The organism is Niabella pedocola (genome assembly GCF_021044425.1).
GTDB classification, from domain to species: domain Bacteria; phylum Bacteroidota; class Bacteroidia; order Chitinophagales; family Chitinophagaceae; genus Niabella; species Niabella pedocola.
Genome location: NZ_JAJNEC010000003.1, coordinates 115,148 through 137,009, shown reverse-complemented (window position 1 = coordinate 137,009; position 21,862 = coordinate 115,148). Strand labels below are relative to the sequence as shown.

11 protein-coding genes are annotated in these 21,862 nt (G+C 47.3%); 1 reads left to right on the top strand and 10 read right to left on the bottom strand.

Going from position 1 to position 21,862, the window contains the following annotated elements; genetic code table 11:
* Window positions 1-5 precede the first annotated feature (5 nt).
* Window positions 6-3,104, bottom strand: a complete 3,099-nt coding sequence (locus tag LQ567_RS01750) for a SusC/RagA family TonB-linked outer membrane protein (protein WP_231002373.1) — start codon at window positions 3,102-3,104, stop codon at window positions 6-8.
* Window positions 3,105-3,116: 12 nt separating this feature from the next.
* Window positions 3,117-4,526, bottom strand: a complete 1,410-nt coding sequence (locus LQ567_RS01745) for an IPT/TIG domain-containing protein (RefSeq protein ID WP_231002372.1) — start codon at window positions 4,524-4,526, stop codon at window positions 3,117-3,119.
* 631 nt (window positions 4,527-5,157) lie between these two features.
* On the opposite strand from LQ567_RS01745, the gene LQ567_RS01740 reads away from it, so the two are divergent.
* Window positions 5,158-8,298 carry a ligand-binding sensor domain-containing protein gene (locus LQ567_RS01740; RefSeq protein WP_231002371.1) on the top strand — a complete coding sequence of 1,047 codons (3,141 nt, stop codon included), beginning with the start codon at window positions 5,158-5,160 and terminating at the stop codon, window positions 8,296-8,298.
* 71 nt (window positions 8,299-8,369) lie between these two features.
* Here the strand turns inward: LQ567_RS01740 and LQ567_RS01735 are convergent, their stop codons facing one another.
* From LQ567_RS01735 to LQ567_RS01700, 8 genes are all read right to left on the bottom strand, one after another.
* Window positions 8,370-9,185 (bottom strand): response regulator transcription factor, encoded by an 816-nt coding sequence (locus LQ567_RS01735; RefSeq protein WP_231002370.1) that lies wholly within the window; start codon window positions 9,183-9,185, stop codon window positions 8,370-8,372.
* Between the two features lie 161 nt (window positions 9,186-9,346).
* Complete coding sequence (locus LQ567_RS01730; protein ID WP_231002369.1) at window positions 9,347-11,623, bottom strand: GH92 family glycosyl hydrolase; 2,277 nt, start codon at window positions 11,621-11,623, stop codon at window positions 9,347-9,349.
* Between the two features lie 87 nt (window positions 11,624-11,710).
* On the bottom strand, window positions 11,711-13,741 hold the full coding sequence (locus tag LQ567_RS01725) for a beta-L-arabinofuranosidase domain-containing protein (protein WP_231002368.1): 2,031 nt from the start codon (window positions 13,739-13,741) through the stop codon (window positions 11,711-11,713).
* A 128-nt stretch (window positions 13,742-13,869) separates the two neighbouring features.
* Window positions 13,870-16,314, bottom strand: a complete 2,445-nt coding sequence (locus tag LQ567_RS01720; RefSeq protein ID WP_231002367.1) for a glutaminase family protein — start codon at window positions 16,312-16,314, stop codon at window positions 13,870-13,872.
* Window positions 16,315-17,306: 992 nt separating this feature from the next.
* Entirely contained in the window at window positions 17,307-18,407 is a 1,101-nt protein-coding gene (locus tag LQ567_RS01715; RefSeq protein WP_231002366.1) for an AI-2E family transporter, read from the bottom strand.
* A gap of 28 nt (window positions 18,408-18,435) precedes the next feature.
* Window positions 18,436-19,797 carry a methyltransferase RsmF C-terminal domain-like protein gene (locus LQ567_RS26155; RefSeq protein ID WP_231002365.1) on the bottom strand — a complete coding sequence of 454 codons (1,362 nt, stop codon included), beginning with the start codon at window positions 19,795-19,797 and terminating at the stop codon, window positions 18,436-18,438.
* Window positions 19,798-19,878: 81 nt separating this feature from the next.
* Entirely contained in the window at window positions 19,879-20,445 is a 567-nt protein-coding gene (locus LQ567_RS01705) for a hypothetical protein (RefSeq protein WP_231002364.1), read from the bottom strand.
* A 125-nt stretch (window positions 20,446-20,570) separates the two neighbouring features.
* Complete coding sequence (locus LQ567_RS01700) at window positions 20,571-21,824, bottom strand: LVIVD repeat-containing protein (protein WP_231002363.1); 1,254 nt, start codon at window positions 21,822-21,824, stop codon at window positions 20,571-20,573.
* Window positions 21,825-21,862 lie beyond the last annotated feature (38 nt).

Here is a 21,862-nt window from a genome sequence, read left to right as displayed (position 1 = left end):
TTATATTATAAACCGATTGTTAGTCCAACAGTAACCGACTTGGATAAAGGATAGGTTTCGCCTCTTGGGTCTGTTGTTTCCGGATCCCATAATTTGAAAGGCGCCCAGGTTAATAAATTAGTACCCAAACAATACACGCGCAAACTGCTCATATGTATTTTATTGAGTATTTGTTTCGGAAGCGTATAGCCAATATCCACATTTTTGATCCTTAAATAAGCCCCGTTCCGCAGCCAATAGGATGAATTGCGATAGTTATTGCCATTTCCGTTATAACTTAACCTCGGGTAGGGTGCATTGGTATTTTCGGTTGCCGGATCTCCGGAAATATCTGCCGATATCCATCGGTTTTCAACCATCCCTTTCAAAATGTTACCCCATTCGCCTTCACTGAACGCATAAACTGTTTTTCCATATATAAAGAAACTGGATTCGCCTGCGCCCTGAAACCGTATCCCCACATCCAACCCCTTCCAACTAACGGAAGCAGCCATGCCATATATCAAATTCGGGGTGCTGGTTGAGCCTATGGCAACGATATCATCATCATTGATTATACCATCCCCGTTCACATCTTTATATTTAATATCGCCGGGCTGATAGACGCCATACGTCTGCGTAGGGCTGTTCCTGATATCTTCATAATCTTTAAACAGTCCTAAGGCAATCAACCCTCTTGTTTGATTAACACGGTATCCTTTTTGCATCTGATAGGGATATACACTTTGCTGTTCATCCCGCTCCAGTATTTCATTTTTGCTGTAAGTTATATTACCACGCAGGGTTACATTTACTGCATTAAAATCATGCTTCAATGTAACATTTCCGTCGATGCCCATAGAACGTACAGCCCCTACATTTGCACTTGGCACACTGGTAAGGCCCACATAACCAGGTAAGAAGTTTCTTTGCATATAAATGCCTGTGCGCTCATCCTTAAAGGCATCAACCGTCATAGAAAATTGATCTTTCCAAAGCGACAGATCCAGACCAACGTCTTGTTTGGTTGCAACTTCCCAGGTTACATACGGCGATGCTACCTGGGTAAACCCTAAGCCTCCGTAGCCCTTATTGTTTCCATATTCGGCCCATTCATATCCGCCCAGCCCCTCTGCGATCGTATATAAATACGGGAACCGGTTATTTCCCAGGTTATCATTACCCGCCTTACCATAAGAATAGCGGATCTTGAAGAAATTGATCCATTTTAAGTGATCTTTAATAAAGCCCTCTTCAGCAATATTCCATGCTACTGAACCTGCGGGAAAGAAACCGAACTGATGCCCGGGGCTAAAATTTTCCGATCCTGTATAGCCGAAATTAAAATTGGCATAGTACCTATTTCTCCAGTTATAGGATACCTGGCCGGCAACCCCCAGGTTTTTCTTTGCGATACCGTTTTTAATATCAGTTCCCAGATTCTGCGTGAAGGTATTGGCCTCCTGCGTATACCGCATATCCACTCCTATATTATGATCATTTTTTATAGTGCGGCCATACGTGAGCAACGCGATAAGAAATTCCCTGCGGCTGCCATTGGAGCTGCTTGACTGCTGCAGTTCGCTTGGGCCGGATATGTTGGTAAAAACCAGGTTACCGGCAGCATCTCTATGCCGTTCTGCCCGCCATTGCTCCGGCCACTTACGACGTTCGATCGTGCTGGAATTATAGGTATCATAGCCAAAACTACCCTCAAATCTTAGCCCCTTTGTTATAAAGTTCAGATCCTGGTTTACCGTAAGATTTGTTTGAATATTATTTTCCCATGTTTCATTATAACCGGTTTGAGTGGCCGCCACCCAGGGATTGGTTTTATTGCCGGTACCCACAGCAGGCACATACCCGTTAGAATAATAGATAGGCGTGCGAACGGCCGTATAGCCAAACAGCTCTCCCCACACATCCGCATCTCCCAAACCGGGACTGTTCCTTTTTCTCAGGGAGCCCGATACGCCCAGTTTCAGTATCGTCGTTCTGGTTACATTCACATCCGTATTGAGCCTGTAGGTCCATTTTTTATAATCGGCATTCGTATTATAATCGTTTCTTATCGCATCGTCTGTTTTATACATACCTTTCTCATCCAGGTAAGCACCTGATACGAAATACCGGGCCGTGGTACCGCCCCCGCTCAGGTTCAGATTCGCGTTATAGGTCATAGCTCCGTCTTTTAACAGCTGGCGAGACCAATCCACATTCGGATACAAATCCGGATCTAGGCCTAAACGTAATAATTCCAGCTCAACAGGACTATATATGGGAGCACGATTCCGTGTTATCTGCGCTTCATTAATTAAATGGGCGTAGGTGTTCCCGTCAACAAACTCAGGAGTAATGGTACGGGCGTTATAAGATGATTCCACCTTGGCGTTGATATTGGTTTTACCAACGATTCCGTGCTTTGTCGTAATCAAAACCACACCATTTGCTCCTTTAGATCCATACATTGCCGTAGCAGAGGCATCCTTAAGTATAGAAATGGATTTAATATCGTCAATGTTCACCTCATTAATGTCTCTTTCAAATCCATCGATCAGCACCAGGGCGCTATTGTTGGCTCCAAATGTAGAGATGCCCCGGATCCAGAAGTTCGAGATATCTTTTCCGGGCTGTCCGGAAGTCTGCATAGCCATAATTCCCGGCACATTGCCCGCCAATGAATTGACGATGCTGGCACTTGGGGCCGATTTCCTGATGGCTTCCATATCAACCGTAGTAATGGCTCCGGTAACATTAATCTTTTTCTCAAGGCGGGTACCTGTAACAACAATCTCGTCCATAACGCTTTTATTCGATCTTTGCATCAAAACATTCACGTTGTCCTGATCGGTTATCTGCACTTCTACCGTGTCATAGCCAACATACGAGAACAATAGTTTGTGATAGGCTTCCACTTTAATGGTGTATACTCCTTCTTTTGTTGAAAACGTACCCAGCCCGGCCGAGTTAATTACCGAGATGCTTACACCCGACAAAGGCGCTCCGCTTTCCTTATCGCTTATTTTTCCATGAATAGTCATCCGCTCATTTTGGGAAAAGGCCGTCGTCACGGTAAAAAACAGGAAGAAAAAAACAGTAAATTTTTTCATCAGCAATTTCTTCATAGCAATCATATTTTAGTTTTCCAATGAGATTTTTCTAACACAACGATTCATCCAGTCGCCCACATAAAACACATGGTTTACCGAATCATAGGCCAATCCTTCCGGCCGGTCAAAGCGGGCTTCTGTGCGCAGTCCGCCATCAATATAGCCAAACGGATCAGGATTAATACTGGAGCTGCCTCTTCCCGCAAAAGTGGTCACTTTTCCCTGGGGCGTGAGGATACGGATATCATGATTGTTTTGCTCGGTGAAATAAAAATCATACTCATCTTTTTTCCCTGCGTAGTCCGGATTCCTGACAAATACCCCCTGATAGGGATTCGATAATCTGGCCGTTGTGCCTACACCATCAACCCATCCCGCCGAACGCGGCTGCCCGCATACCACGTAGGGCTGCGTAAAAGTTTTGTTGCTCCAGTCATAATCGGTTCTTAATATATACTGCTGATTGATGACAATGATATAAGCATAGTCTCCGGTTGGCGCAATGTTAATATTAAACTCCCAGTTATTGTCCTGGATCTTAAACAGCTCCTGGTAATCTTTAATACCCAGGTCATGATTGGCAATATACCGGTTCAGATCAAACCTGTAAAACTGCCCTTTTTCATAGCTGTTAAAATACAGTTCACCGTTTACAGGATGTATCGAGGCCCCGTTACATTGCTTATAGGAAGTGAGCACCTGCGGGTCTTTGAAGCCAGTTGCCCGGGATAAGATGGAAGTACTCTTGCCATTCACATCGCCCTGGTCATTGGCAATAATCATATAGTTCTGATCCGGCGTAAAAGCGATTGTCCGGATGCGCTCCCAACCACCCATGCCGCGCGTAATGGGGGTAGTAACTGTTTTATTGTTAAAGTTCAGCAGTCTTATATCTCCTCCGTCCTGGCCCATATATAACAGGTTGGGGTCCTTAGGATCGAAGACGAGCCATGAAGGATTCAAAAAGCCTCCGCAATCGCTAAACGTGCCGTCTTTTATATCGTAATTGCCCCTCTGATCTTTCTTACCGGCCAGGGTAGTTACCACCATTCTCTTCTGGTAATTGAACGTTTCTTTTGCTACCGCAACCTCCTGCCCGGCTCCCAGTGTTACCTGTATCTCACCTGTATAAGCCTTGTCAGGAACAATACAATAAATGGCATCGCCGTGCACATTAATTATGGTAGCATCCTTGCCACCTATTTTGACGGAAACGATGGACTTGTCGTTTCCAAAATTCTCCCCGTAAATCACGAGCTGCTGTCCGCTGCCTCCAGTTTTCGGGAAGAAATCCTTTACAACCACTTCTTCTGCCGGGTTATAAGGAGCTCCGCCTGTAGGATCAACAATACCTTTTTTCTTGCAGGCAAGGGCCATCGCCATTACCGCCAGCAGGCCAAACAGCCATTTGAATAATAATGAACCAGATCTTTTCATTTGTATGTATTTTATTTTTAGCATTATTTACAAGCAAAACCGCGGGCTGAGCTGCGGGGCGTTGGAAGGACCGCCATCATTTGCGACGAACTACCCGGCAACCGGTTCCGCGGCATTACATCGGAAATTTCGGATTGGCCGGCTTTAAGCATTCGCTTATCGTTTCCTGTACAGGCAATAAGAGCACGCTTCCAAACAGCAACCGCAGGTCCTGACTTTATCATATCATTAAACATATTTATTGTACTGGTCTACACTGGAAGAAATCTCATCCGGAAATGTACTCATGACCGGGCTGCGATTCTTTTAAACAGGAATAACTCTATGGAAAAATTATACAGTATAAGCAGTATAGCCACCATCCCTAAAGGAATCATTCGTTTCATATGCAAGAAATTCAGGCGATTTAAGCATTCGTACCTGGATGTCAAAATTAAACGGCTGCTAAAAATGTCTTCATTCATTTCTGATCAAAAACCTTTCAAATTGTCTCAATTTTTAATATTTAAACAGATCTTATTAATTTACGCTGCATCTTGTAATGAACAGCGCTGTTGCTGCAGATCGGTCGCAGCTTTTAGCTTTGATTATTGCATGAGCCGGTCGCATTCACTTTTTGAATCTTTTCCCGATGCACAGGGTACGTATTATTGGCTTGCTTTTTTTTATGATGACGGCTGTCTGCGGCCGCAGTCAATCTATTTATTTCAGGCACTACGAAGTAGAGAACGGCCTCTCCCATAACTCTGTAATCGCTGCGCTACAGGATAAAAAGGGCTTTATGTGGTTTGGAACGCCTGACGGGTTGAACCGGTTTGACGGATACGCGTTTAAGATCTACCGGAGCGGAGGGCCGCGTTCACTGGGTAGCAATGCGATCTTTTACCTGCACGAGGATAAAGCCGGCACACTTTGGGTAGGTACCGAAAAAGGGATCTACTTCTTTGACGCCAGCGGAGAAAACTTTATAAAGCTGCCCGGCTCCTCCGGCAAAACCATACGCGCCATCCAGGATGACGGTAAGGGCTATCTCTGGTTTGCTGAAGACTCTGGTCTTTACCGGTATCATTTTGCAACGAAGCAGATCACCGAAACCGGAAAAGGCATCATTAAAAACAGCTCATCCATTCTTTGCGATCGCACCGGTACCATTTGGGTTGGCTATGGTGAAGGACGGCTGGCGCGCTATCAGGCAACCACAAACCGGTTTGAAATACTCCCCCCCATTCCGGGTGCCGGACATAACAATTCTATTGAAAAAATATATGAGGGCAACGACGGCACGTTACTGATCGGCACATCCAGGGAGGGACTAAAGCGGTTTGATCCGGTTACCGAGTCCTGGAGTGCCAGCCGGCTAACGGCTTTTAACGGAAAGAAATTATTTGTAAGGGGTATTCTTCAAACCGGTGACAGCGAATACTGGATTGCTACGGAGTCGGGCCTGTTTATATACAATAGCCGGTATGATACAGCCCGGCATATTCAGAAGATCGCCCAGCATCCCTATGCTCTTTCCGATAATGCGGTTTACTCCCTGTGCAGGGATGCGGAGGGCGGCATTTGGGCCGGCACCTATTTTGGCGGCATTAACTATCATCCGGATGCAACGCTTCATTTTGAAAAAGACTTCCCTTCACCGGGCAAACACCGGATTGCCGGCAATGTGATCCGTGAAATTACCGAAGACAACAGCGGCAATCTCTGGATCGGCACGGAGGATAAAGGGCTGATAAAACTGAACGGCCGCACCGGGCAATTTGAAAATTTTATTGAAAAACAAATGAAACCGGCCATCGCCTCCACAAATATTCACGGGTTGCTGGCGAACGGGCGCTACTTGTATATCGGCACATTTGAACACGGTCTTTATATCATGGACCGGGAACGGGAACAATTACTGGCACATTTTGAAACAGATGGTACGGGCAAAGGCATCAGCAGTAACTACATCAATATTATTTATAAAACAAGGGCCGGACATATCATTATCTGCACGGCTAACGGGCTGTTCCGGTATGAAGCCGGTACACAGCGGTTCCTCCCCTTTAAGGGCATTCCCCAGCAGGCTTTTTATTCTGCCATCATGGAAGACCGCCAGCAACATCTATGGCTGGGTACACATCATGAAGGCGTGTTCTATATCAACAACCGGCAACAACGGGTGCGGCTTTCAGTTATGGCCGGAGGAAAAGACCTCCTGAAAGAAAGCCGCATCCTCAATCTTTTCGAGGATCAGCAGCAGCAGTTATGGATCTGTACCGAGAACGGGTTATATTGTATCGACCTGTTCCGGAAAACATTCCGGTTATTCAATACCAGCACGGGTTTACCCGGCAATATGGTATACGCCATCCTGGAAGACGAAGGCCATCATATCTGGGCCAGTACATCAATGGGCCTGGTACGTATTGATGGGGAAACGGGAGCCATCAAGGTTTTTAAAAAAACCGACGGACTGGTAAGCGAGCAGTTCAACCACCGTTCTGCATATAAGGACAGCAGCGGCATGTTTTATTTTGGAAGTGTAAAGGGGCTGATCAAGTTTGACCCCAACCAATACAAGGTCAATCATCACATTCCCTCCATTTATTTTACAAAGCTGCAGCTATTCAATAAGAACGTGGAGCCGCAAACATCCGGCTCGCCGCTCCGTTCTTCCATTTTAAACACCGGCAGTATCGACCTGGATTATGACCAGGCCACCCTCAGTTTCGACTTTGCGGCGCTGAGTTATACATCGCCGGACAACCTGCAATACGCCTACAAACTGGAAGGCCTCGATAAGAACTGGAATTTTATCGGCGCTGAACGCAGGGTTCACTTTAACAACCTGGCGCCGGGAAAATATATATTAAAAGTACGTTCTACCAACAGCAGCGGACTGTGGGTATCTAACGAAAAAGCGATTCGCCTGCAGATCCACCCGCCTTTCTGGAAATCACGGACGGCGTATACGCTCTACGTGGTTTTTACCGTATTCTTACTCTTTAGCATCCTAAAACTGCTGCACCGCCGGCAGGAAGAAAAACAGCGGCGGCAGATGCAATTGTTTGCCCTGAATAAGGAAAAAGAGCTTAACCAGGCTAAGGTTGATTTTTTTACGACGGTTGCCCATGAAATCCGCACACCACTTACCCTGATAAAAGCCCCCATGGATAAGCTGTTGAAAATGGCCGGAAAAATGCCGGAAGCGGAACGGGAATTATCGGTGATGAACCGGAACACCGAACGGCTGCTGGCACTTACCAACCAGCTCCTGAACTTCCGGCGGATTGAGTCCGGGAACTACGAGCTTCATTTTACCACCATCCATATTACGGCACTCACAGAAATGATCTGGGAACGTTTTAGCCCGGCGGCTGATAAAAAAGGCATGGATTACCAGTTTCATAAAACAGATGCTGTAATTTCTTTATACGCCGATGAGGATGCCTGTACAAAAATTATCAGTAACCTGCTGGACAATGCTATTAAATACGGCCACCGCCTGGTACGTTGCGAAGTAGCAGCAATAGCAACTACAGACGCTGGGGCGGTAACAATCACCATTTCCAATGATGGCAGCACCATTCCGGCTGCGGTCCGTGACAAGATCTTTACCCCCTTTTTCCGGTCGAAAGAAGGTAGCTCACAACCGGGTGCGGGAATCGGGTTGTCCTTGGCCCGCTCTTTAGCCGAACTTCACAAAGGAACGCTGGAATACCGGGAGGAACAGGGATTGAATACCTTTATACTGGTATTACCGGCTGCTGCACGGACGGATGCATAAAGATCGTGCAGACCTGTTTTATATTTCAACATAGCCGATGCAAAAACCTGCCACGCCGGGCTATTTACCTATCAGGTGTCTTTGTGTTTATTAAAAGTGCCCGATACTTTTTCAATATATTCCGAAGGCGCCATTTTAAATTGCTTCAGGAAATTCCGTTTAAACTGGCTGGAAGAACTATAGCCCACCAGCTCTGCCACCTCGTTGATGCGGTGGTTTCCTTCTCCAATAAGTGCGGCCGCTTTCTTTAAACGGGTCAGGTTAATAATATCATAAGGCGCCAGGCCGGAAATAGACTTGATCTTACGGTACAAGGTAGGCCGGCTCATATTCATACCCTGTGCTAGTAATTCCACATCCAGGTTGGGATCATCCAGGTTGCGCACAATCAATGCATGCAGGGCTTCCAGGAACTCCATATCCATTTTTGAATAAGCCATACTGCTGATATGTGCCATGGGGGATCTGGCATAAAATGTTTTCAACCGGGCGCGCCCTTCCAACAGGTTTTCCATCTGTGCATACAGATGTTCCAGCGAGAACGGCTTTTCGATATATGCATCTGCACCGGTCTTCAACCCCTGAATCTTCGATTGCAGGGTGTCTTTTGCAGTAAGGAGGATTAAAGGAATGTGGCTGTACTCCACGCTGGATTTGATCTTCTCGCAAAATTCAAAACCATCCATATTCGGCATCATTACATCACTGATGATGAGCTGTACCAGCTCCGCATCCAGTATCGTGCATGCTTCCCGGCCATCGCGTGCTGTTAATACCGTATAATGGATTTTCAGATCTGCGGCAAGATAATCCAGTATTTCTTCATTGTCGTCAACCAGCAGTATAACCGGCTGCAGCTCTTTTTGATCAGTGATCCACGCTTCCATTTCAAGTTATTTCCCGTAATTTATTTTGGTCCTGCGATTTTCATCCCAATAACCCTGTAAATTACAAAAACCAACGGATTCTTCCAAGATGCTGCCATTCCGTACCGGTTTCACAGAATGACACCGGTGTCCCTATTTTACGTTGTACATCGGTGTATTTCCTATAATCCCCGGGAAACGGAAAACGGTTGATCCGTTTTATTCAGGCCTCTTTTTTTATTGGGCGTTCCGCTCATCATAAAAGACAGGTGACCGCCTTTGACAAGGTCCTGGTAGGTTATAAAATTTTTGGAATACGGCTTGCCGTTGAGCAATGCCTGGCTGATATACACATTTTGTGCTGAATTATGCTGCGCCTCAATAACAAATTGTTTGCCGTTTTCCAGCGTAATGGTGGTCTTCCTAAACAACGGGCTACCGATTACATATTCGTTGGTGCCCGGCGTAACGCTGTAAAACCCCAGGGCGCTTAATACAAACCAGGAAGAGGTTTGTCCCTGGTCCTCATCACCGGGATACCCGTTCTCTGAAGCATTGTAGAGCCGTTTCATTACTTCGCGCACATGGTACTGGGCTTTCCAGGGCTCATTAGCATAATTATACAGGTATACCATATGCTGTATGGGCTGGTTGCCGTGTGCGTACTGCCCCATATCCGCCATCACCATCTCCGTCATTTCATGGATCAACCCGCCGTAGGTACCCACGTTAACGGTATTGGGCACGGAAAAAACCGAGTCCAGTTTTGCCGTAAAGCGCTGGTCTCCGCCCAGCAATTCTTTCAACCCCGCAATGTCCTGGAATACAGACCATACCCAATGCCAGGCATTGCCTTCGGTATACGGACCGCCCCATTCGGTGGGATCAAAATTTTTTACCCAGTTCCCGTCGGTGTCTTTTCCCAGCATAAACCCGCTGCCGGGCTCATATACATTTTTATAATTGAACATCCGCGGGCCAAACAGGTCCATATATTTTTTGCTGCCGATGGCTTTCGCCAGGTAATACCCGCAAAAATCATCATAGGCATATTCCAGCGTTTTTGCTGTAGCCTCCCGGTACTTCGGATAAGGCACATACCCCATTTCATTATACTCCTTATATCCGTCCCGGCCATTCGCCGGTCCCCAGGGGCCTTTATGATTGGCTTCGTGTGCATAGGCATCCAATGCTTTTAACGGATCAAAGGTCCGGATGCCTTTTGCCCAGGCATCTGCGAGCAGGGAGATGGCATGGTTGCCGATCATACTTCCCTGCTCATTCGGAAAGGACCAGGAAGGCAGCCAGCCACATTGCTCCTGTGCATCCAGCAACGCACTTACATAACGGCTGTGCATGGCAGGATGCAGCAGTGCATTTAACGGGAACTGCGCCCGGAATGTATCCCAGAAACCGGTGTCTGTAAACAGGTACCCTTTGTGAACAGTACCGTCATACGGACTGAAATAATACGGATTGCCCGCCTGATCCAATTCATAAAATTTACGGGCAAACAGGCTGGCCCTGAAAAAACAGGAATAGAACGTAGCCTTATCCTCCTCGGAATCGCCTTCAACCAGGATCTTCGACAGGTGTTCATTCCAGATCTTTTCCGCTTTTTCCCTGGTGGCTTCCAGTGTTTGATCCGCTCCCAGTTCGCTTTCAAGATTCCGTACGGCCTGCCCGGGACTGATATAGGAAGACGCCACCTTTGCCTGCACGGTTACACCATCCGCAAACCGGATATAAGCGCCCCGCCCCGGCCCCTCTGCTTTTTCGTTGCCGGCACTGATGCTGTCCGTACGGTTTTCCCAGGTACCAAATGCGGTAAAGGGACGGTCGAACCGGATCACAAAAAAGCTTTTCCAACCTTTTTGAAATCCACGGCCATTGTTTACATAGCCCGTGATGCTGTTTTGCGCCGGATGAATCTCCACGCCGCTCAGGCCGGTATAACCATCCAGTACCAGGAAACTTTTATGCCCTTCCGGAAAACGGAACCGCAGGTGCACGCCTCTTTCTGTGGGCGACATTTCTGTAGTGATGTCATTTTCCAGCTCCACCTTGTAATAATGCGGTTGGGCAATCTCTTTTTCATGACGGAATACTGCTGCGCGGTCGTGCTCATTTACAACAAGATTATCCACCACCGGCATCAGGGAAAAAACGGCATAGTCATTGGTCCAGGAGCTGCATTGATGTGCCTGTTGAAATCCCCGTATCGTATTTTTTGAATACTGATACTTCCAGCCATCTCCATTGCGCCCCGTTTGCGCCGTCCAGGTGTGCATACCAAAAGGCAGGGCCGTTGTGGGGTATGTATTTCCCCTCGTAAGCTCATGCACCGAATTGGTACCTTGTAAAGTATTGACATATTGAACAAGCTGGCGGGTCTGCGCCAACAGACTGCCTGCAGCCACCACAGCCATGCATCCTGTAAAAAAAAGTTTCTTCAACATCTTTATACGAATATCCAATTTTAAAACCATATGTTATACAGTTCCATCTGCATTAACGATATTTCATCGCCAAAAATACAACGGACATCAATATACCGGAAACTGTGCCACCCGCAGCTGCGTAGCGCCATAAGGAACCAGGATAATAGAATCTTCCTTATCCAGGTGCAGCCCATACGTAACACTGTAAGGCAGGGGCCCCGCCGATTCATTGTACAACTGCCAGCGTTTAAAGCGTTTTCCGGTTGCTTTAATCGATATGGGCACTGTTGAAAGTGTCCAGGGATAATTGCCGGCAAGTGCCGTTTGCTCCACTTTAAAATGTTCGTTCAGCTGCGCTTCCGAAAAATTGGGCAATCCGTAGTTCCAGGGTGTAAGCGGACGTATTTCATAATACGTTGCACCGTTTTCAACCGGGTCCTGCGTATTGGTGATCATCTTTTTGCTTGTACCGATCTTCAGTGCATAGGTAAGCGGCCCCCGCTGAATGGAAACCGAATTCTGCTGCCAGGTATGTTTCCGGATCTGCATAGGCAATTCCAACGTTACCACATCGCCGTTATTCCATGCTCTTTCGATCTTTGCCACCGTATTGCCCTTTTCGTTCTGATAGGTGACGCCGTTTATTTTAATATGTGCCTCCGTGCACCAGGCCGGTATCCGGATATAAAACGGAAAACGGGTTGCATTGCGGCTCTTTGTTTCCAGCACAAACCGGATCGATGCATCAAAGGGATAGGTTGTTTGCTCTTTAAACGTAATTACAGTGCCATCCGCCACCTTTGCCGTAACTGCGGAAGGTGCATAAACCAGCGCTGCCAGGCCTTTATCAGCAGTAGCATACCAGAGGTTCTGGGTAAATTTCGGCCATCCCTGATGCATATTTGAAGTGCAGCAGGCATAACCGGTCAGTAGCCCGTAGCAGATATCCGCTCCATCATGATCCACACTAAAATTACGCATATGCCGGGTAACCATTACCTGGTTGGTCTGCTGGTAATACTGGCGGTTCATAAACTGTTCGTCAATCTGTGCCGGCAGGGCATTAAAGGCTACCTGTTCCAGCTGATCGGCATAGGTTACCGCTCCTGTGATCCTTAAAATGCTTTCGAGCGAAAACATCATTTCTACCGCCGTACACAGCTCCGAACCAAACACGGGGTCATTACCGTGCAGGGCTTCATCACCTCCGAAGAGTCCGTTTGCCAGGCCATTGTATGTACGCAGATCTCTGAATCCTTTATCCACGGCATCCAGGTAGGAAGCTTCCGGTTTGCGTTGGTAATAGATCACCGGTTCTTTGATCCCCTGTGCAAGATTTACACAATGAATGCTGCCGGGCCTGCTTAACAGATCGGTATTTAAAAATGCATGGCTATAATCAAAGGTTTGTTTATGGATCAGGTCTGCAAGATCCAGCAGGAATGCATCACCGGTTATATTATACAGCCAAAGCACCACCATCAGGTTATCGCCTGCCCGGTAGCGGGCCCAGAAGGTCCAGTGATCCAACGGGTTTTTCGGCAGGGTTTTCAGCTGGTAACGGAAATAAGCCGTCATCAGCCGGATAACCCGCTGATCGCCGGTTGCCATATAATATTGCTTCAATACTTTCAGCATTACCATCTTGGGCCACCAGTCGCGGCTGTTATCGCGCTGGATACCCTGCTCCGCAGGATAGTCCTTTGCCGGGCCAAAATAGCCATCTGGCTGCAGGCTGTTTAACGACCATTCTACCCAGGGTTTTACCTTTGCGATCAGTTCCTTATCCTTTAACAGGTAGGCCAGCGGCAGCAGGCCGTCGATCCAGTACGGCCCCCGCTCCCATTGATCACCGTCACCACCCAGCCAGCCATTGCGCCCTCCCATTACCTGGGGATATAATTGGTCCAGCTTTCCGGTGGCACCGTTCTTTTGCCGCACCAGCATCTCCTTCAGCCATCCTTCCGGCGCTATTGCTCCAATCGGCAATTCTAAGAACTGAAGCGGTTGCAGCGGTGCCCTGTTATTCAGGTAAGGCAGCTCTTTGGTTGCCTGGGCACCGGAAGCGTAAAAGAAACAAAGGGCTGTTAGCAGGCTGCCCAGCCTTTTCCATACTCCGTATTTTTTACAGCTCATATTGAATCGATAAAGAAAAAGCAACCGGTTTCTTCCTTCCGGTTGCTTTAAATTTTAAAATAGACCCGGTACATTACAACGCGTACCTCCGGCTGTGGCTACCATATCAAAAATAGAGTGTGCGTGCCTTACCGTTTGTTCAGTTGGGCATCAAAGGCTTTCATATAATAGCCTCCTACAACACTGCGTGCCTGAAACCCGACCTGTTTTCCATCTTTTGTTTCGTGCCAGTCGCTCATCGGCACCCGGCTTTTTGTTTCTGTGGCATAACGATATAACGGTTCTATGAATTTTTCAAAATCGCTCCGGCTATTCGCGATGGTTGCGGTCCATATAATCCAGTCTGACTTCGTATAGGTTTTCCGGGAGTCTAACGGCAACCCGTACCGCAACTGTTGTGTTAAGTAATAACGGATCTCTTTGTCATATACCGATTGCGGAAATAGGTTAAAATTTAATACCTTATCCCAAACCAGGTTGTATTTCTGGCTCCAGGTGCCCTTTTTTTCAAAGGCCAGGGTATAATGATCGCCGTCGTTGGCCAACTCCATCCATTTGGGCACCATGGGCGTTACCAGCGCTTTGTATTTTTTTGCTGTTGCCCCATCACCCAGCATTTCCGCGAGCATTGCATAACTGCGCAATGCCATAATAGCCTTTGCAGACAGGTTTGCATTCCGTGCCATATGACCGGCAAAATCATCGGTACACAACTGGTTCGCTGGATCAAATCCTTCTTTGCCCAGGTAATCGGCCCAGGTGGTTAATGTTTTCCAGTGCTTTTTTGCGTAATCTGCATTCCCATCCACTTTGGCAATGGCCGCCATCAGGATCAGCATATTGCCGGCCTCTTCTACCGGCATATCTTCTCCGTAGGTTTGACCGTTTGCCAGCGGATAGGTACCCAGGTCATGTGCGGCAAAAGGTTTGGTCCATTTTCCGCTTTCACTGTAGTAAAAGATTCCGTTCATCATTCCCTTTTGCAGGGCGGTGTTATACATCAGGAACAGCGGCGCTGAAGGATAGGTAAGATCCACTGTGTTAATGGATCCGTTGCTGAAATTTTCTTTTGATAAAAACAGCAGGTCTTTCTGCGGGCTCTCAACCAGCGCATGTGCAGCAATGGCCTGGCGGTAAACAAGTTCGCAAAGTTTTGCATAGTCTGCCCCTCCTGCTTTAAATGCATCATTGTGTACTGTTTCATCAAAATCATTTACTTTTTTCATAACGGATTTATACGAAGCAGCAGCTTCATCCATCACGGATGTAAAGGTTTTACCGCCATTTTTGTTCCACCAGGGCCTGAGATTATTATGAAAATACTGAATGGAATACAGCTCATCATATCCCAGCAGCATAAACTGCTCAACGCCGGAGGTATTCACCTTTCCCAGGTTGAGCACGGTATTCAATACCAGGTTCCGTCCGCGGATCCCCGACTTTGCCGCCCTGCCTGCGCTATTGCCGATAAACCCGGCAATGCCTTCCCTGGGGCTGCCTGTAATGAATTGAGTGGTGCTCCCCTTATCGCCGCCCACATAAAAATAGCCCCAATCGATACGAAGATCATCTCCTTTTTTTGCCAGCACCGGCTGACTGGTGGTACCGGTTTGCAGCAATTTTAACCGGCTGCTGTTTACTACATTGGCCATCACCTCCTGAGAAGCCTCATTTACGGCAATATTGGAGGAAGCGCCCAGGTAAACTTTTACATCGTGTGCGCGGCCGTCGTTTGATTTTACAGCATAAGTGATATAAGAAACGGGGCGGGCCATCAGCTCTATTTCTTTTAACAATAGCGGAGAAGTAAAATTAACGTTCAGATCAACGCCACCGGCTTTAAATTCATAGACCGTTTGTAACGCTTTTACAGTGGCGTTCACCTGGGTTGCCTTCAACAGTTGTTCGGAGGGCGGCGGTGGCATATTACGGGAAATACCCAGGTCCAGGTGACGGCCTCCTGCAGTATTGCGCAGGTGAACAGCAAGCAGGTTTTTACCAGTCTTCAAATTTGCTTTCAGCGCATCGTTGAGGTTCAGGTAGGTCATGCGGTTTACCCAACCGGTTTTATGATAGATCAATTTGCCATTCAGGTACACATCAATATTGTCATCATGATTGATCTTGAGGTACAGCTCATCATCCACAGGGCGTTCTACCTGGAAGGTACGCCGCACCCATAGGTCATCCGAGCCCCAATAGGTTTTGGCAACAGACCGGTCATCTGAAAAGGGAGCCGCACCGGTTTTCCAGTTGCGGTCATCAAACCCCGGTGTGTTCCAGCCTTCGCCCGGCTGCTGTTCTGTATATTGAACGGAGTATGCCTTTTCATCACTTGTTGGAACCAGCGCAGCAAATTGCTGTGGCTCCCGGCCCATGAAACGGTAAAACCGGTCGTCTACTTTTATAATCCCCACCAGTGAGTGTTCTGTTCCCGACCAGTGTGTGGTTACCGATTCATTCAGTTGATCTGTATTACTCCAGATACTGAAATAAGGGGTATGTGTAATCAACGGGTATGCGGGCGCTTTTTGCTGGCTATAACCGGCACCTGCCGAAAGTATGAAGAGCATCCATAACAAACACGATCGGATTCCCCGATAAGATAGCTGAACCATAGAACTATTGATTTCGTTTTAAAAAGTTTCAAAGTCATCACCGCTGAACAGGTCTGCCTTTACCAATACTGGTACCGGATTGCGGGAGCGCAATGAGCAATCCATCATATGACAAGGCAGTTTTATCCAGACCTCCGGCGAAATTCTAAAAAAAAGTGCACATATATGCAGCAAAATGTCTCAATAGTTAGTCAAAATTGTTCAAAATATTGAAAATTGAACCGAACTATCGAATGCCTTGCGTTGCTGACATAGCTCGGGGGTGACCTTAAACTGCAAAGGACGCGGGGGATCCGTAACGGACGCAATGCAATATTTGCTGTAGTCCGCTTTTGCTGTAATAATTCTTGAGGGGCCTGACGTAGCTTTGAGTTATTATTAAACCGCAGAGGACGCCAGGGCACGCAATGGACGCAATGCTATATTTGCTGTAGTCCGCTTTTGCTGTAATAATTCCTGAGGGGCCTGACGTAGCTTTGAGTTATTATTAAACCGCAGAGGACGCCAGGGGCACGCAATGGACGCAATGCTATATTTGCTGTGGTCCGCTTTTGCTGTAATAATTCTGAGGCGCCTGACGTAGCTTTGAGCTATTATTAAACCGCAGAGGACGCCAGGGCACGCAATGGACGCAATGCAATATTTGCTGTAGTCCGCTTTTGCTGTAATAATTCTGAGGCGCCTGACGTAGCTTGGGGTTATTATTAAACCGCAGAGGACGTAGGGGATCCGCAATGGACGCAATGCAATATTTGCTGTAGTCCGCTTTTGCTGTAATAATTCCTGAGGGTCCTGACGTAGCTTTGAGTTATTATTAAACCGCAGAGGATACGCAAGGGGCCGACAGCGGGCGCAAAGTATTCTTATAATAGGCTTATCATCCCTCTAGCGAACCTCGCGAATCCTTTGCATAGTTGGCGGTAAAACATCAGCATAAAGAATACGCCTTATTTTTTACTTCTTGCACGGGCCATGCCGATACGACGCATCCCGATGTCCAGCTCACCTTCCTCTCCCATCAGCATGCCCCAGGCATGTAAGCCATCTACCCGGTCAAAGATGATTTTTAATATGGCCAGGAACGGAATGCAGAGAAACATCCCGGAAATACCCCAAAGCATCTCCCCTACGATAATGCCGATAAAGGCGATCATCGGATTCAGCTTCACTTTGGAACCCACCACCAGAGGCATTACGATATTGCTATCGATGGCATGTACAATAATAAATGCAATTATAACCAGCAGTACTTTTCCGCTACCCACCGTGGCAAAGGTTACCAGGCAGCTAAACAGGAGCGCCGTGATGATGCCCAGATACGGGATCACGTTCAGGATCCCTCCCATAAAGCCCAACAGTACCGCATACTTAACACCGATAAGCGAAAGCACGAGGATCAGTGCTACCGAAACGATGAGCATCTGGATCAGCAGTCCGATGATATATTTTTTAATAATCGTTTTCACCCTCCGTACAATTCCCTCCACCCGCGGCTTGTGCGCGTCACTGAATACAGAAACCAGGAAGGCATACAAGACCCTGCGGTAATTAAGGATAAAAAAGGTGAACAGCAGCGTAAACCCCAGGAAAATAAACGTAGCAGAAACGGTGGACAAGGTAGTGCTTACAATGGCTGCGCTCTGGGAAAATAACTTCTCCGCTCCCTGGTTAATATAATCCCACTGTTTTTTTGCATTGATATGAAATTTTGAGCGGATCCAGTCCTGGGTGGTTTCAAAAGCCTGCATGCCATGTTGTTTCAGTTGCGGCCAGTCTTCAGTAAACGACCGGGCTTCAGTACTGAAAAAAGCGATCACCCCGGCAAATGTCAACAACATCAGCACGATCACCACTGTTGTGGCAATGGTTCGCGGAAGGCGGCATTTCCGCTCCAGGAATACCGCTACCGGCAAAAACAGCAGGGCCATCAGGAACGAAAAAAACATCGGCGCCAACAGGGTTTGCCCCAGCATCAGCAGATACCCCAGGCTGATCATGCAAAAAAGGACCAGCGCCAGTTTTGTTAAAAAGGGAAGTGATTGATTCATATATGCCGTTATTAAATGTACGGGTATGTTATATTTCGGGCGCCTGTTCCTTCAGTATGCGCAGTTCTTTCGGATAGTAATTATTGATCCGGTTGGGCAGCACGTTCATCCATCCCAGCGGATGACCACCGAATGTGGCCAGTTGCCATCCTTTTTGCGCGTTTTCCAGCACAAAATCTTTCCGCTGCAGGTAACGGATGGCATCCTCTTCAGACAACGCTGTGGCAGCAATAGCAGCCGGCAGCCGTTTGCTCAGCGCGAGGGCATGATCGGGGATCAGTTTATCACGGATCAGTTCACCGGTAAGCACACCGGAATACACCACCTTCATTTTCCCTGCCAAACGATCCAATGCTTCAAAGAGATTTTCCGGCCAGGCATAGATACGTCCACCGAATGCCACAAAAGCCTGTCCATCCACACGGATCCAGGAGCGCAATACCCCGGTTTCCTTCGCCGAAAGCGGCTTTGTTTTCTGCCGGTATTTTTCCGGTCTTTCTGAAAGCACTTTTTTCCGGAACGCCCCCATAAAAAAGCCTTCCCCTTTCAACCGATACGGCCAGAACCGGTAGCCAAAACTATTGCCGGTCTTTACGCTGGTGATGTTCCATTGCGGGTCGGTGACTAATTCAATACCTTCCATATCGAGTGTAAGCAGCCATTGCAGGATGTCCTCATCTTCCTGCCGGGAATAGGAACAGGTGGAATAGATCAGCACCCCATCCTCTTTTAATGCCGGCAGCACATCAGCCAGAATGCGCTGCTGACGCTGGCTGCAGAGCGCAACATTACCCGGGCTCCACTCCTCAATGGCGGTTTCATCTCTCCGGAACAAGCCGCTGCCGCTACATGGGGCATCCACCACCATTACATCAAAAAAGCCCGGCAGCGTCGAAAATCCGGCGGGGTCATTATTGGTTACGGCTATATTATGCGCACCCCATTTGATCACATTATCTTTTAATACAGCCGCGCGGCCACGGATCACCTCGTTGCTTACCAGCAGGCTGTTTGCCGATATCAGTGACTGCAAATGGGTTGTTTTTCCTCCGGGGGCAGCGCAAAGATCCAGTATTGTTAACGGCTGTGTAAGATCAACAGTTTGTTGCAGCGCCTGCTCCAAAAACATACTGCTGGCCTCCTGTACATAGTAGCAACCTGCATGAAATAAAGGATCGAAAGTAAACGAGGGACGCTGGGAAAGATAATAACCATAACGGGACCAGGGAATAGGCGTATGCGCTACAGCAAACGGAACTTCGGAAATTTTATGCGGGTTGATCCGCACGGAGGTCACCTGGGCGCCGGACTGGTGTATATCGATAAATGCCGGTTCATCAAAACCCGGAAGCCCCCGTAATGACTCTACTAAAGCGATTGGTAATTGCACCCAGCAAAAGTATAAAAACCGGGGAACTTATTTGGAACGCGCCCTGATTTTTCCGGTTCCCGCCGGCACGGCATACGGCCATCAGAACCGGAGCCCTATTTTTAATGCAATACGCCTTAGCATATATTTATCACTCGTCCTGTTGCTCCAGGCCCAGTTGAGCGGTTGCGACGTATCATATGCTTTTACATAACTATCTGCCCGGAAACTTTTAAAACTGTAACCGGCTGCAATGATGAGGGCCATTTGCTGGTTGAGCCCTATTTTATATCCAACGCCCCCTTCATAAAATGCGCCCGTTTTATGATCGATTTTTCTATAACTTTCTTCGATATTACGCCAAACCGGATTGATACCGCCCTCTCCATATATAAAAGGACTGTTGGCAGTATTGAAAATATCCTTCCGGACGTCTATAAAAACCGGAAATGACCGTAAAAAATAATCGTCAAGGGAAACGCCGATCCCTGCGGACCAGGTATCGCTTTGAATACCATGAATGGTTTGAACCTGTAACTTCGTATTGTTGCTTCCAAAAACAGCACCGGTATTGATGATGCCGGAATAACGGATGGGCCGCGACTGCGCCCTGCAAAAATTTACGCCAATAATAACAACAGCAAGCAAAAAAAGATATCGCTTAAACATTGGATGGTTTTATTGAATGGTGGGTAAAACAGTGTGCTTTTACATGCATCACCTGTATTTCAGCTTTAGATCATTCGGCGCCATCTGTGAAAACACCACAGAACATGCGCCGCAATGATGGGATCCTATTTCTTCAGTTTCAGACTACTGAGCAGCTTCAAAGCCGCGGGTTTCTTATAATCATACTGGTAAATACCGTCAACTGCCGAAACGATCGCCAAACCTCCAGATGCTATAACATCATAAGGTTTTATGTCCTTAATCTGTTGCAGTAATTTCATCGCATTTACATCGGTTATATCATATACTTTCAGCCCGGAGCTTCCATCGCATACCAGGAGTGTATTGCCATCAACCGCCAGACCGAAGGGGTTATCCAATGGATAGGATTTTACCAGCTGAAGTGCCGTTGGAGTTGTTGCCGTTAAAATTTGCAATTCGCTTGTATTTCCGCCGCAATTGCTTCCGCCTCGCAGTGTAACAAAAACATGCTTGCCGTCTGTAACAACGGGGTCGCACCGGCGTATATGCCCGAACGATCCGATTTCTGCGGGGTTATCAGGATTTGTAAGCGCAAATACTTTGACGCCTGAAACCGTTCCTACAAACAAATGATCTCCAAAAGGAAAAATGGTTTCGATGCCTCTATCCAGCTCTTTGCGCATAACAAAGGCTGGCTTGAAGTCATCGGTAATATTGAACACACCCATATTATTGTGTCCTACCGTAAACAACCGCTCCTTTGTGGCAGCAAAACGGGCCATTGAACCTCCCGTGCCGTATGTTCCTGAAGTGCCGGCGGATCCGGCAGGCCCGGCCATACCGTCAAAATAAGGTGACCAGATTTCTCCATTCCTGGATTTCGCTTCCGTTCTTGAATGGATAACCGTATCTCTTTTGCTCCAGCGTATCACCAGCTTATAATTCTCGTCTTTCCATATCGGAAAGGGAAAAGCGCTCTCGGTTATTGTTTTTAACTTCGCCTTTTGCGGATCGGTAATGTCGAAACCGAGCAGGTCAGGTCCCATATCCGCATACAATGCCTGATTCTTAACCGCCATATCGGCGTTATAGGGAATTTCGAGATAGCCTATATTTTTAGGAGAAGCCGGGTTGCTGTTTTCAATAATGTGGATGCCCTTGTTTCGCTCTCCTACAAAAATATAGCTTCCTTTTACATAGATCTTACCGGGGCTCTCTATATCTTTCGGTGCAAGCGTTGTAAGATTTTCCCGTATTTCTTTAACGGTTTTGTATTCCGGGGTATAGATAGCGTACCGCAATGTGGTTTTTACCTCGTCTTTCAAACAACCGGCAAAAAAGAGGGCCAGGCCCAAAGCACAAAACAGTAGTCGGTGTGCATGCAATGGTCTTTTCATAAACACGTTTTTGGTTTTAATGTACTAAACCCATAAAC

Coding starts and splice junctions, on each gene's coding strand:
- LQ567_RS01720 (WP_231002367.1), bottom strand. CDS start 16,314: ATGCTCTTCATACTTTCGGCAGGTGCCGGTTATAGCCAGCAAAAAGCG.
- LQ567_RS01750 (WP_231002373.1), bottom strand. CDS start 3,104: ATGAAGAAATTGCTGATGAAAAAATTTACTGTTTTTTTCTTCCTGTTT.
- LQ567_RS01705 (WP_231002364.1), bottom strand. CDS start 20,445: ATGTTTAAGCGATATCTTTTTTTGCTTGCTGTTGTTATTATTGGCGTA.
- LQ567_RS01740 (WP_231002371.1), top strand. CDS start 5,158: ATGCACAGGGTACGTATTATTGGCTTGCTTTTTTTTATGATGACGGCT.
- LQ567_RS01715 (WP_231002366.1), bottom strand. CDS start 18,407: ATGAATCAATCACTTCCCTTTTTAACAAAACTGGCGCTGGTCCTTTTT.
- LQ567_RS01735 (WP_231002370.1), bottom strand. CDS start 9,185: ATGGAAGCGTGGATCACTGATCAAAAAGAGCTGCAGCCGGTTATACTG.
- LQ567_RS01725 (WP_231002368.1), bottom strand. CDS start 13,741: ATGAGCTGTAAAAAATACGGAGTATGGAAAAGGCTGGGCAGCCTGCTA.
- LQ567_RS01745 (WP_231002372.1), bottom strand. CDS start 4,526: ATGAAAAGATCTGGTTCATTATTATTCAAATGGCTGTTTGGCCTGCTG.
- LQ567_RS01730 (WP_231002369.1), bottom strand. CDS start 11,623: ATGTTGAAGAAACTTTTTTTTACAGGATGCATGGCTGTGGTGGCTGCA.
- LQ567_RS01700 (WP_231002363.1), bottom strand. CDS start 21,824: ATGAAAAGACCATTGCATGCACACCGACTACTGTTTTGTGCTTTGGGC.